Raw genomic sequence first — 12,230 nt, forward strand, 5'->3', positions numbered from 1 at the left:
TCAATTAAATGGAGGTTGATAAAAGTGATAAATAATCATAACGCAGAAGTTCAAAAGATAATGAAGGTAGAAATTTCAAACCTTCCAGAAAAAAAATCTTTTGAACAAGGAATTAGAAGAGCTCCTGATAGAGGATTTAGACTTTCAAAGGATCAAACTAAGATTGCTCTTAGAAATGCTCTAAGATATATCCCAGAAAAATATCATGAAGAACTAATTCCTGAATTTTTAGAAGAACTTACTACTAGAGGAAGAATCTACGGATACAGATTCAGACCTGAAGGAAGAATTTACGGTAAACCAATTGACGAATACAAGGGAAATTGTTTAGCTGGTAAAGCTTTCCAAGTAATGATCGACAACAACTTAGATTTTGATGTTGCTTTATATCCATACGAACTTGTAACTTATGGAGAAACTGGTTCAGTTTGTCATGACTGGATGCAATACAACCTAATTAAACAATATCTTCAAATCATGCACGATGACGAAACTCTTGTTATGGCTTCAGGTCACCCACTTGGACTATTTAAATCAAGAAAGAACTCTCCAAGAGTTATAATCACTAACGGTCTTATGATCGGTGAATATGACAACCTTGAAGACTGGGAAGTTGCTGAAGAAATGGGCGTTACTAACTACGGTCAAATGACTGCTGGTGGTTGGATGTACATTGGACCACAAGGTATCGTTCACGGAACATACAACACAATCCTTAACGCTGGTAGATTAAAACTTGGTCTTGGAAATGAAGATAACCTAGCTGGTAAATTATTCGTTTCTTCTGGACTTGGTGGAATGTCTGGTGCTCAAGGTAAGGCTGGAGATATCGCTGGCGCTGTTTCTATCATCGCTGAAGTTGATATTTCTAGAATCGAAACTAGACTTGAACAAGGCTGGATTAAGAAACTTGCTGAAAGCCCTGAAGAAGCTGTTAAGCTTGCTAAAGATGCTTTTGCAAAGAAAGAAGCTCTTTCTATTGCCTTCCACGGTAACATCGTAGACCTTCTTGAATATATGGAAAAAGAAAATGTTCATATTGACCTACTTTCTGACCAAACTTCTTGCCACAACGTTTATAATGGCGGATACTGTCCAGTAGGAATCACTTTCGAAGAAAGAACTGAACTATTAAGAACTGATAAAAAGAAATTCCACGAACTTGCTGATAAAACTCTTAGAAGACACTTTGAAGTTATTAAGAAACTTACTGAAAAGGGAACTTACTTCTTCGACTACGGTAACTCTTTCTTAAAGGCTGTATATGATGCAGGCGTTAAAGAAATTTCTAAGAACGGTAGAGACGATAAAGACGGATTTATTTGGCCTTCTTACGTTGAAGACATCATGGGACCACTTCTATTTGATTATGGATATGGACCATTTAGATGGGTTTGCCTAAGCGGTAAACACGAAGACTTAGTTGCTACTGACCACGCAGCTATGGAATGTATCGACCCTAACAGAAGATACCAAGACCGTGACAACTACAACTGGATTAGAGACGCTGAAAAGAACCAATTAGTTGTTGGTACTCAAGCTAGAATTCTTTACCAAGATGCTAAGGGTAGAGTTGCAATAGCTCATAAGTTTAACGAACTTGTTAGAGAAGGAAAAATTGGTCCTGTTATGATGGGACGTGACCACCACGACGTATCTGGTACAGACTCACCATTCAGAGAAACATCTAACATTAAAGATGGTTCTAACGTAACAGCTGACATGGCTACACAATGTTTCGCAGGAAACTGTGCTAGAGGTATGTCACTAGTTGCTCTTCACAATGGTGGTGGAGTTGGTATTGGTAAATCAATTAACGGTGGATTCGGTCTAGTTCTTGACGGATCTGAAATGGTTGACGAAATCATCGATCTTTCACTTACTTGGGACGTTATGAGTGGTGTTGCTAGACGTAACTGGGCTAGAAACGAACACGCAATTGAAGTATCAAAAGAATTTAACCAAGATAACGAATTTGGACACATCACACTTCCTTACTTTGTTAAGGATGAATTAATTGATAAGGCTGTTAATTCACTAAATCTTGACTAATATCAAAATATCTTAAACCCCGCAGGACTCTGTGGGGTTTTGTTTTTGTCCTCTTGTAATGGACTTTATAAACTTTTAAAATCAAATTTATAACTTTACTTCAAAGAGAAGTTAAAAAAAATTATTTTAAAGAGGATTTGTTAAGCTTACACTGAAGTCCTCTTCGACATCAGCCTTTGCGTAAATAATATTAAGGACACAGCGGAAAGAAATAATTAAAATTTTGCAAAGAAAAACATCTGTAAGAATTTATCCCACAGATGTTTTCTTGTATAGGCAATTAATCACCTAACTTTTTTATTATTTCTCTTACATTTTTCTCCACTTCATTCTCTTCAAGGGAAAAAATTCCACTAGACATACAAAGGCCAGGTATCTCTACCCCCTTAAACAAGTCTAGGTTCTCCAAATTTATACCACCTATTGGGAAGGCTGGTATTAAAATGCTATCTCTTATTTCCTCGTAAATTTCTAGATTAATCATTGATGCATCCCTCTTAGTTTCCGTTTCAAAAAAGGCACCGGAACCAAGGTAGGATGCTCCCATATTTTCTGCTTCTATGGCAAGCTCAGGAGTTTTTGCAGTTGCTCCAATTATTGGGTCTCTACCCAGAATTCTTCTTGCAAGAGAAATCTCTTCATCATCTTGTCCCAGGTGAAGGGATGTCTTATATTCTTTTGCAAGTTTTAAATTATCGTTTAAGATGAAGAGACAATCTTCTTCAATTTCCTTTTTTATCTTTAAAATTTTTTCTCCAAGCAAAGCTTCCTCTGATGTCTTATCTCTTAGCTGGTAAATTTTCATCCCAGCTCTTGTGGCATTTTTTATTTTCATCAAATCATTACCATCAGAAATTCCATATAAACTTGGCTTTTTAAATTTATAGCTTGGCGATAAAATTTCAATTTCTCCACTTATTTCCTCAAGCTTTTGAACTTTACTTATTATGTCTTGAGCCTTTATACTTCCATCAACTATTACTTCTCTTGCAAGCTGTCTTAAAAATATTGCCGAAATGGCACAAGCCTTTAGGTTTGACATAGGTGTCGCCAAAAGTGAGCCTATCATCGCTGATTCCATATCCCCAAGCCCACTTATTTTTCTAAAATCATCATGACCACCAGGTATAGAAATAAGCATGTGAGAGTTAGCAATTACTTCATACTTGCCACTTACAACTACAGTTGCTCCACTTTTTTCATTCATCTTCACTGCAAGTTCTTTAAAGTCCTCTTCCGATAAATTTTTGTCTCTTGAATCTATGCCAGCAAAGGCTTGACCCCCAACCAAATAATTGATTTCATTAAAATTTCCCCTAATGACATTGAACTTAAAATTATCAAGAAGATATTCTGCTAAATCTCTTCTTATCTTGCTAGAAGCAACACCAACAGGATCAAGAACAGTGGGAATATTATTTTCTTTTGCTGTTTTCCCTGCAATTTTAATTGCTTCAATTTTATCTTCATTTAACATTCCCATATTTAAAACTAGGGCTGAAGCTTTTTTTGTGATTTCAGATACTTCTTTTGAATACTCTGCCATCATTGGACTCGCACCTGTAGAGAGGACAAAGTCAGCTACCCTTCCCCTGGTAACTCCATTGGAAATAATATGTACCAAGGGAGCCTTGTCCCTTAGTTTTCTTAAATTGCATTTAATTTTCATCTTTATCACTCAAATTATAAAAATGATACAAGGGACCTCTGCCCCTTCCTATATCAAAGCCAAAGGATATCGCTCCACTTAAATATTTTTTCGCAGACCTAACTGCATGGAGAAGATCTTTTCCCTTGCTGAGCTCACACGCCAAGGCACTGGAAAGAGTGCAACCTGTCCCATGTGTGTTTTTATTTTCAATATTCTTTCCCTCTATGAGAAAGATGCCAGCTTCATGGCAAAGAAGGTCATCCTTTGACCCCTCAAGATGTCCACCCTTGATTAAGAAGGCTGTCCCATATTTTTCAAATAAAAATTTGCCAGCTTCCTTCATATCGTCAATATTTTCAATTTCTTTTCCATAAATAATTCCAGCTTCAATAAGATTTGGAGTTATTAAGGTAACTTTATCAAAAAGAACTTCCTTCATCTTCTCTACACTATCATCAGGCACAAGGGTAAAGCCACTTGTGGATGTAATAACTGGATCTAAAACAAGGGGGACACCCTTCAAATATTTATCAATTACTTCGCCTATAACTTCTACCTGACCTGGGCTTGAAACCATTCCGATTTTTACAGCGTCAGGAAGAATATCATCACAAATAGATTCTAGTTGCTCCCTAAGTATTCCTTCATCAAGACTTAGTGAAGCCTGAACTCCCAAGGTGTTTTGAGCTGTTATGGCTGTAATCGCACTCATCCCATAATACTTGTAGGCACTTATAGTTTTTAAGTCTGCTTGTATTCCTGCACCACCACTGGAGTCAGATCCAGCTATTGTAAGAATTTTTTTTATTTCCATTTCTACTTCCTTATAAGTTGAAATACTTGTTAAGTCCTGTGTTTTTAATACTTAAAATAATTATTATGGCAATTATTGATCCACCAAGTGTACTTACAGAAAAAGGGATAATCATTCCAAATAATGCCATTTCTTTTCCTAAGACAAACTTGGCGATAGGATAAGCTAAAAGTGCACCAATAAGTCCTGTACCAATTACTTCGCCCAAAAAGGCAAGAGAAAGTTTCCTTGTCTTGTAAAATAAAATTCCTGCAAAAAACGCACCAATCATTGAACCTGGAAAGGCCATTAAGGATCCTGTTCCAGACATATTCCTAATAAGTGAAATACAAAAGGCAACTAGGACTGAGTAAAGGGGTCCCAATAGGACAGCTGATAAAACATTAACCATGTGTTGAACTGGATAACACTTGGCAAGACCTACAGGTATATTTACAAAGGAAAAAACAACTCCAAGGGCAACAAAAAAAGCTGCCACTGTTAACTTCTTAGTATTTGATTTCATATTAACCTCCCGAGAAATGTTGACAGAGCAGCTAAAGTCCTTATATCCCTACGTTGGCATTATCCAAATCAGGTAACGGTCGAAATTAACAATTTCCTCTCAGCCTGTCAACAAGCTCCCTATTTTTATTTTTTTATTCTAATTAATTTTTTTACGCTAGCAATTCTTTAATAATATATTAGTGAATTAACATTCTATTTTTATATCTTTACCTTCAAGTATTAGGTTCATATTTTTTGCGGAACACATTGAGCCACACATTGTGCATGTGTTTTCTTCTTCAGGCATTGATGAATCTCTGTACTCTCTTGGCTTTTCCTTATCAAGTGCAATTTCAAACATGCCATCCCAATCAATTTTTTGACGTCTCTTACTCATTTCAAGATCCCAAGCTCTTGCGTCCTTTAACTTATTAATATCTCCTGCGTGAGCTGCAATCTTGCAAGCAACAATACCTTCACGAACATCCTTGACATCTGGTAGTCTTAAATGTTCAGCAGGAGTTACATAACAAAGAAAATCTGCTCCATAAGCTGCAGCAATTGCACCACCAATTGCAGATGTAATGTGGTCATAACCTGGTGCAACATCTGTAACAAGAGGTCCCAATACATAGAAAGGTGCCTTGTGACAAAGTTTCTTTTGAAGTTTCACATTCATCTCGATGTCACCAATTGGCACGTGACCTGGTCCTTCAATGATTACCTGCACATCCTTCTCCCAGGCTCTTTTTGTAAGTTCTCCAAGTGTAATGAGCTCTGCTATTTGAGATGGGTCTGTTGCATCGTGAATCCCACCTGGTCTTAATGAATCTCCTAGAGAAAGAGTTACATCATATTCACGACAAATATCCAAGAGTTCATCATAGTATTCATAAAAAGGATTTTCTTGATTGTTCATCTTCATCCAACCAAAGAGAAGAGAACCACCACGAGATACAATTTCATTAACACGTCTATTTCTCATAAATATTTCTGAATTTGCCCTATTAATTCCTGCGTGAATTGTAACAAAGTCGACACCATTTTCAGCATGATTTCTAACTACGTCTAAAAACTCCTCTGCCTTAATGTAGGAAAGACCCTTGTCTAAGAATCCAACTGCATCATACATTGGAACTGTTCCTATCATGGCTGTAGATTTTTCAATTAGCTTTTTTCTAAACTCCTGAGTCTTGCCATAATTTGAAAGATCCATTATGGCTTCTGCACCCATAGCTAATGCCATGTCAACTTTTTCCATTTCCATGTCAATGTCATTTAAGTCCTTAGAGATTCCCAAGTTTACATTGATCTTAGTCCTAAGTCCAGTTCCAATACCCTCTGGAGAAATTGACTTGTGGTTTTTGTTTTTTGGAATTACAATTTCACCACATGCTATCTTCTCTAACAGGTATTCGCAAGACACATTTTCTTTCTTTGCTACAATTTTCATTTCTTCTGTAACAAATCCATTCTTTGCTGCTTCCATTTGAGTAGCATACTTCATAAATAAAAAAACCTCCTATAAAATTATAGGAGTAATAATACTTTTCCTTGTCAAGGCATTATCCTAACAAGTAAAATGGTCGAGTCTTAACTCCTCTCAGCATATTGCTCCCATAAGTTTATTTATTTAATTTTTAAATCATATTATTTTTAAAAATAATATGCGTACTTGATACAGTTTAAATCAATTCAAATATATTTACAAGAAATTTTAAAATTTTAAATTAATACTTTATAACTGAAAGAACTTTTTCGCCCTTTAATAGGTCCCTTCCCTTTAGTCCTTCAAGCTCTATTAAGAATAATAGTGAAGATACTTCTCCTCCTAGACTTCTAACAAGTTTTAAACAAGCCTTTGATGTTCCACCAGTTGCAAGTAGGTCGTCAACTATTACAACTTTTTCTCCTGGCTCAATGGCATCCTTGTGAATCTCAATAGAATCTTGTCCATATTCAAGATCGTAAGACTCACTTAACTTGTCCCAAGGAAGTTTGCCCGGCTTTCTCACAGGTACAAAGCCCTTGTTTAATTTGTAGGAAAGAGCTGCTCCTAAGATAAAACCTCTTGCTTCAATCCCAATTATTTTATCAACGTCTTCATCTATTTTTGCTGCCATTTCATCAACTGCTTTTTTGAAAGCATCTTTGTCCTTTAAAAGAGTTGTTATGTCTCTAAAGATGACTCCCTCTTTTGGATAATTTTCAATTGCTCTAATTGTGTCTTTTAATTCCATAATTTCCCCCAATCTCTTATAGTATATCATCTTTGCGACCCAATAAAAACTTTTAATGAAGTCTTTTAAATGATATAATAATTTAAATTTTTGAATTTATACGAGGTGTTTTATGAACCAGAATAATATAAATAAATATGAAAAAGAAGTGAGGAAGGCAAACTTTGCTGAAGCCCTCTTCACCTTTGTCTCTCTTACAATAATTATGTTTATAAGCATAATTAAATATAAAGAGAGTCCACACATACCTATGCTCATTGGAGTTTTAATCGCCTCCCTTGTCGCTCTAAAGATTGGTTACTCTTGGAAGTTTATAGAAAACTCAATGATAAAAGGAATTTCACAAGCCATGCAGTCCATAATAATCCTCGCCATAATTGGTGTCTTAATAGGAATTTGGATCTTGGCAGGGGTTGTACCAACAATGATTTACTACGGGCTTATGATTTTAAAACCCTCAATTTTTCTTGTTGCAACAGTTTTAATTACATCAATTACTTCTCTTGCCACAGGCACAAGTTGGGGAACAGCTGGCACAATGGGGATTGCCCTTATGGGTATAGCAAGTGGACTTGGAATACCTGCTCCCCTAACAGCAGGTGCAGTTTTGTCTGGCGCCTACTTTGGCGACAAGATGAGTCCCCTATCTGATACAACAAACCTTGCACCAGCCATGGCAGGCACAGATGTATTCACCCACATCAAGGCAATGTTTAAGCCAACTCTTATTGCCTATGGCTTAACACTTTTGATTTTTGGATTTTTATCTATCAAGTACAAGGGAACTAGCGCTGACTTATCCAATGTCGACGTCATCGCCAAGGGACTCAAAGAAAGTTTTACAATTTCGCCCGTCCTCTTGTTGGCACCCTTAGTTGTAATAATTTCCATTGCCAAGAAGCTCCCAGCAGTTCCTGGCATTAGTCTTGGTATTATTATCGCTGCAATCTTGGGTCCAATCTATCAAGGCGTAAACTTTGGAGACATTTTATCAGCTGGACTCAATGGTTATGTTTCAAAGACTGGTCTTGAAGCAGTGGATAAACTCTTAACTACTGGTGGCTTAAACAATATGATGTCATCCATCTCTCTAACAATTATCGCTATGATGTTTGGTGGCATTGCAGAAGAAACTGGAATACTTGAAGCCATAGTTAAAAAATTCCTCTACAGGGTTCAGTCTGTGGTTGGACTTGTTTTTTCTACAATTTTAACTTGCTTCTTCACCAACGCAACTATGCCTGAGCAGTACATCTCCATAGTTGTACCTGGAAGAATGTTTAAAAATGAATATAAGGATAGGAAGATTGAGCCTAGACTCCTATCATCAACTCTCGAGTCAGGTGGAACTGTTACATCAGCCATGATTCCTTGGAACACTTGTGGAACTTATATGTCAACAGTCCTTGGTGTCTCCACAGTTCACTACCTACCATTTTTGTTCTTTAACCTATTGATGCCTATAGTTCAAGTAATAGTTGTAGCAATAGATTCTAAAAAGTACAGAATAGACTAGTATAAAAGGCCTTTCATTCATTGAAAAGCCTTTTCTTTTTGATATAATAGTTATTACAGTATAAAAAGAGGTGGAATATGTATAAAGACATAGTAAATAGATTAATAAGCTCTGCTAATGCAAAGAAAGATTTACTAGAATCTTCTTTCTTCAAGTTTATGGTTGCAGCTATGATGGCTGGGTTTTTTATTGGCATTGGGATTTTAATAATGGTCCTATCAGGAAGTGTTTTTTCCTCATTACCCATTGCACTTGTAAAATTTGTCAATGGATTTGTCTTCTCCCTAGCCCTATCCTTCGTTATGTTTGCAGGTGGCGAACTATTCACAGGTATTGTTCTCGTTACAACTGTTGCCAAGTTAAATAAGAAACTTGAAACTTCTACATTTTTAAAAATTCTTATTTATTCTTATATAGGAAATTTTTTGGGAGCAATTTTAATTTCCATCTTATTTAAAATGACTGGCGTTTCTCCAGACTACAATGAAGCCCTCTTAAAACTAGCAACAACAAAAGCAAGTTATGACTTCACTTCATTGTTATTTAGGGGAATTATGTGTAACATTTTAGTTTGTCTTGCAGTACTAATTTGTTCAAGAGATCTATCTGATTCAGCAAAATTAATTTTAATTTTCTGGTGCATACTTGCCTTTGTAAGTTTAGGCTTTGAACATAGTATTGCAAATATGACTTGTTTCGCATTAACAAAAATGCTAAACCCTGAATTTGGATTTGGACTAATTTTCAAAAACTTAATACCAGTTACTCTTGGAAATATTATTGGTGGCTCTCTAGTTGCCATAACTTATAATATTTTAGGTAGCGAAAACTAATTTGACGAGGTCCTGCCTCGTCTTTATTTTTTTACAATCAAACTAAAATAAAAAACCTAAGCTAAAATTTACTTTAACTTAGGTTTCTCTTTTCTTATTAATTTTGAAATTATCTTATAAATAAAAAATGTAAGGACCATAACAAAGACTGTGACTATAAAAAGTCCCACAACGTAATTTGGAAAGACGTCCTTTATAGTTGCAAGGGCTGATCCCTCATAGGGCTCTTCTATAAAATAATAATTTGCATTGAGCTTGATGTTTAAAACTTTTATTATTGGAAGAGTCACAAGAATGAAAATTATTGGATATATTATATCTCTTATCTTTGGCAAGTATTCCTTTGAAAGCACAAGATAAATTGGATAAAAGGCATTCACTCCATGAATGATCCAAGAAATAATTGCCACGTAGGAATATTTATTTACTTGGTCCCAGCCTGGTGTAAAAAGACTTAGGATTGCCGCTGGCATAAACAAGTAATAGAGGCAGGCCTTTATAAACTTTCTTTCAACAAAGGCATCCACTGCCATGAACTGTGCCCCAATTGTGCAGAGGTGGAAGGGCAAGTAAGAAGAGTCATAGTGACCGCTTATTAAGACTGCCACAAGCCTAATCATTTCCAAGCTAATTGGTGTTATGGCAATAAAGATCCTAAAACTTCTACTCTCTCTCCAAGCTTTGTATAAAATTATTCCAAATATAAAAATAATAGCAAGACAAGCGAAGTGGTAAGTTCCATAAAATTTAAAGCCAACCTCTCCGTAGTTTAAGTCCCAAAAATTTCTCATAATTAAATTCCTTTTATTTTATTTCTTGACTATTTTAGCATAAAATTTCGAAAAAAGATTTACTTTTTTTATCTTTTAAGGAAAAAAAGTTGTCTTATGTTTAAGTCCACTAGGTTTGACACTGTTATACCAATGAGTCTAAGCTTATCGCCTTCATAGGCTTCTTCAAAAATTTCCATGGACTTGTTAAAGATATCCTCTTCTTCATAGATTGCATTTTCGTAGGTTCTTGACCTGGTCTTGACCTTGAAGTTCTCGTCCTTCATCTTGAGGGTCAAGGTGTAGCCGGAAATTTCTTTTACAATTAAGTCTTCTGATACTTCCTTAGAAAAATCTCTCAAGTGAGAAATTAATTCTTCCCTCTTGCTTGTCACTTCAAAGGTGGACTCTGTCCCCAAACTTTTTCTCACAGTGTTGGGAGTGACTTCTCTATTGTCAATTCCCCTTATCCTCTTGTAAATTTCTTCCCCACTCTTCTTGAACATGGTGACTAAAAAATCATAAGAGAGGGCATACAAGTCCTCTACAGTATTTATTCCTATGTTTCTCAACCTTTTCTCTGTCTTATTACCAATCCCATGAACCCTTCTTATGTCTAAGGGAAATAAAATCTCTGGAACGTCCGACTTCCTGATAATCTTTACTCCCTTGGGCTTGTTCCAGTCGCTGGCAAGCTTCGCCAAGAACTTGTTGTAACTCAAACCACAACTCACGCTTAAGCCAGTCTCTTCAAAAACTTTTTTCTGTAAATCATACACAATATCCTCATCGTAACCCAAGCCACTTATGTCCAGATAGGACTCATCAATGGAGACTTTTTCGATTTTATCTGTGTAGGTCCTTAGGATTTCAAAGACTTGTCTGGACTTCTCCAGATACCTCTCTCTTCTCATGGGTTTTATTATCAAGTGGTCGCAAAGGTTCTTTGCCATATACATGGGCATAGCAGAGTGGATCCCATACTTTCTTGCAACATAATTAGCCGTAGTGACAACTCCGTGATTGGACCTGCCTCCTACGACTAGAGGTTTACCTATTATAGATTTATCGTCAAGCTCTTCTACAGATGCGTAAAAGGCATCTATGTCAACATGTATAATAATTCCCATAAATATCACAACTTTAGTATATCATATAACTTTTTATAATGGGGTCTATTTGATATAATTCTATTGAGGTGAGATTTTGAAAAGAAAGCTTGCGCTCTATGATTTTGACAAAACTGTAGTTGCTTGCGAATCAATAGTAGAGCTTTATAAGTATGGATTTAAAAATAAAAAAATAAAATTTGCGAGGACCATGGCTGGTCTTGCTTCTGCCTACATAAGGTCTAAGCTGGCATCTGATTTTGACATAATGAAGAATCAAATGGTCTCTGTTATAAAATATTTTACCGAAGATGAATTAAAAGACTTTGTAACAGACTACCTCTTCCCAAAATTTTTCTTCGTGGAGTTTGAAGATGAATTCTATTCCTACGATGAGGACACAATAAAAATTCTTTGCTCAGCATCTGCCACTCCCTATCTAAAGTATGTAAAGGACCTCTATCCCTTTGATTACATAATTGGGACTGACCTTGGAAGTGACTACAAGATGACAAGAGGCAACAACAAGAAAGACGTCAAGGTGAAAAACATAAGAGACCTTTTGGCAGAAGAAGGAATTGAGATTGACTACGAAAACTCCTCCGCCTATTCCGACTCCTATGATGATGACAAGTATATGCTTAGGATGACAAAAAATAGATTTTTAATAAACTCAAAGGTCAAGAAGAAGGGCTACAAAAATTTGTCTTGGCACACAGAAGAAGTCTAATAGATTTTAAAGAAAGTTAAAATGTAAGG

At 36.0% G+C, this 12,230-nt stretch carries 11 protein-coding genes and 2 riboswitches; of the genes, 4 read left to right on the forward strand and 7 right to left on the reverse strand.

All coding sequences use genetic code 11. The annotated features are described in order from the left end of the window. Window positions 1-60 precede the first annotated feature (60 nt). Window positions 61-2,052: a urocanate hydratase gene (locus HMPREF1864_RS03460; RefSeq protein ID WP_197415053.1), complete on the forward strand. Its 1,992-nt coding sequence runs from the start codon at window positions 61-63 to the stop codon at window positions 2,050-2,052. A gap of 280 nt (window positions 2,053-2,332) precedes the next feature. Here HMPREF1864_RS03460 and HMPREF1864_RS03465 read toward each other — a convergent pair whose 3' ends face one another. The 5 genes from HMPREF1864_RS03465 to HMPREF1864_RS03485 form a co-directional block, all read right to left on the reverse strand. Beyond that, window positions 2,333-3,721, reverse strand: a complete 1,389-nt coding sequence (locus HMPREF1864_RS03465) for a hydroxyethylthiazole kinase (protein WP_062571457.1) — start codon at window positions 3,719-3,721, stop codon at window positions 2,333-2,335. Continuing rightward, a complete protein-coding gene (gene thiD, locus HMPREF1864_RS03470) occupies window positions 3,711-4,517 on the reverse strand; it encodes a bifunctional hydroxymethylpyrimidine kinase/phosphomethylpyrimidine kinase (protein WP_082718907.1) in 807 nt (268 codons plus the stop codon). The genes HMPREF1864_RS03465 and thiD overlap by 11 nt, the downstream gene beginning before the upstream one ends. Window positions 4,518-4,527: 10 nt before the next feature. After that, window positions 4,528-5,022: an energy coupling factor transporter S component ThiW gene (gene thiW / locus HMPREF1864_RS03475; RefSeq protein WP_062571458.1), complete on the reverse strand. Its 495-nt coding sequence runs from the start codon at window positions 5,020-5,022 to the stop codon at window positions 4,528-4,530. A 28-nt stretch (window positions 5,023-5,050) separates the two neighbouring features. Beyond that, window positions 5,051-5,154: riboswitch (TPP riboswitch) on the reverse strand. Between the two features lie 54 nt (window positions 5,155-5,208). Continuing rightward, on the reverse strand, window positions 5,209-6,510 hold the full coding sequence (gene thiC, locus HMPREF1864_RS03480; protein WP_062571459.1) for a phosphomethylpyrimidine synthase ThiC: 1,302 nt from the start codon (window positions 6,508-6,510) through the stop codon (window positions 5,209-5,211). 26 nt (window positions 6,511-6,536) lie between these two features. Further along, window positions 6,537-6,634: riboswitch (TPP riboswitch) on the reverse strand. A gap of 99 nt (window positions 6,635-6,733) precedes the next feature. Next, window positions 6,734-7,243 carry an adenine phosphoribosyltransferase gene (locus tag HMPREF1864_RS03485; protein ID WP_062571460.1) on the reverse strand — a complete coding sequence of 170 codons (510 nt, stop codon included), beginning with the start codon at window positions 7,241-7,243 and terminating at the stop codon, window positions 6,734-6,736. A gap of 112 nt (window positions 7,244-7,355) precedes the next feature. On the opposite strand from HMPREF1864_RS03485, the gene nhaC reads away from it, so the two are divergent. Both nhaC and HMPREF1864_RS03495 read left to right on the forward strand, forming a co-directional pair. After that, window positions 7,356-8,759: a Na+/H+ antiporter NhaC gene (gene nhaC / locus HMPREF1864_RS03490; RefSeq protein WP_062571461.1), complete on the forward strand. Its 1,404-nt coding sequence runs from the start codon at window positions 7,356-7,358 to the stop codon at window positions 8,757-8,759. A 77-nt stretch (window positions 8,760-8,836) separates the two neighbouring features. After that, the gene (locus HMPREF1864_RS03495) at window positions 8,837-9,592 is read left to right on the forward strand and encodes a formate/nitrite transporter family protein (protein WP_062571462.1); all 756 of its coding nucleotides are present in this window, start codon (window positions 8,837-8,839) and stop codon (window positions 9,590-9,592) included. 68 nt (window positions 9,593-9,660) lie between these two features. Here HMPREF1864_RS03495 and HMPREF1864_RS03500 read toward each other — a convergent pair whose 3' ends face one another. After that, window positions 9,661-10,383 (reverse strand): YwaF family protein, encoded by a 723-nt coding sequence (locus HMPREF1864_RS03500; RefSeq protein ID WP_062571463.1) that lies wholly within the window; start codon window positions 10,381-10,383, stop codon window positions 9,661-9,663. A gap of 68 nt (window positions 10,384-10,451) precedes the next feature. Beyond that, window positions 10,452-11,492 carry a DNA polymerase IV gene (locus tag HMPREF1864_RS03505; protein WP_062571464.1) on the reverse strand — a complete coding sequence of 347 codons (1,041 nt, stop codon included), beginning with the start codon at window positions 11,490-11,492 and terminating at the stop codon, window positions 10,452-10,454. A 76-nt stretch (window positions 11,493-11,568) separates the two neighbouring features. Here HMPREF1864_RS03505 and HMPREF1864_RS03510 point away from each other — a divergent pair, with 76 nt between their 5' ends. Next, complete coding sequence (locus tag HMPREF1864_RS03510; RefSeq protein ID WP_062571465.1) at window positions 11,569-12,201, forward strand: HAD family hydrolase; 633 nt, start codon at window positions 11,569-11,571, stop codon at window positions 12,199-12,201. Window positions 12,202-12,230: the final 29 nt, after the last annotated feature.

This window comes from Peptoniphilus sp. DNF00840 (assembly GCF_001553125.1).
In the GTDB taxonomy this organism is placed as follows: domain Bacteria; phylum Bacillota; class Clostridia; order Tissierellales; family Peptoniphilaceae; genus Peptoniphilus_A; species Peptoniphilus_A vaginalis.

Bases quoted from the DNA above. Each gene is read 5' to 3' on its own strand.
- thiD (WP_082718907.1), bottom strand. From the start codon at position 4,517: ATGGAAATAAAAAAAATTCTTACAATAGCTGGATCTGACTCCAGTGGT.
- HMPREF1864_RS03460 (WP_197415053.1), top strand. From the start codon at position 61: ATGAAGGTAGAAATTTCAAACCTTCCAGAAAAAAAATCTTTTGAACAA.
- HMPREF1864_RS03500 (WP_062571463.1), bottom strand. From the start codon at position 10,383: ATGAGAAATTTTTGGGACTTAAACTACGGAGAGGTTGGCTTTAAATTT.
- HMPREF1864_RS03485 (WP_062571460.1), bottom strand. From the start codon at position 7,243: ATGGAATTAAAAGACACAATTAGAGCAATTGAAAATTATCCAAAAGAG.
- HMPREF1864_RS03505 (WP_062571464.1), bottom strand. From the start codon at position 11,492: ATGGGAATTATTATACATGTTGACATAGATGCCTTTTACGCATCTGTA.
- HMPREF1864_RS03465 (WP_062571457.1), bottom strand. From the start codon at position 3,721: ATGAAAATTAAATGCAATTTAAGAAAACTAAGGGACAAGGCTCCCTTG.
- nhaC (WP_062571461.1), top strand. From the start codon at position 7,356: ATGAACCAGAATAATATAAATAAATATGAAAAAGAAGTGAGGAAGGCA.
- thiC (WP_062571459.1), bottom strand. From the start codon at position 6,510: ATGAAGTATGCTACTCAAATGGAAGCAGCAAAGAATGGATTTGTTACA.
- HMPREF1864_RS03495 (WP_062571462.1), top strand. From the start codon at position 8,837: ATGTATAAAGACATAGTAAATAGATTAATAAGCTCTGCTAATGCAAAG.
- thiW (WP_062571458.1), bottom strand. From the start codon at position 5,022: ATGAAATCAAATACTAAGAAGTTAACAGTGGCAGCTTTTTTTGTTGCC.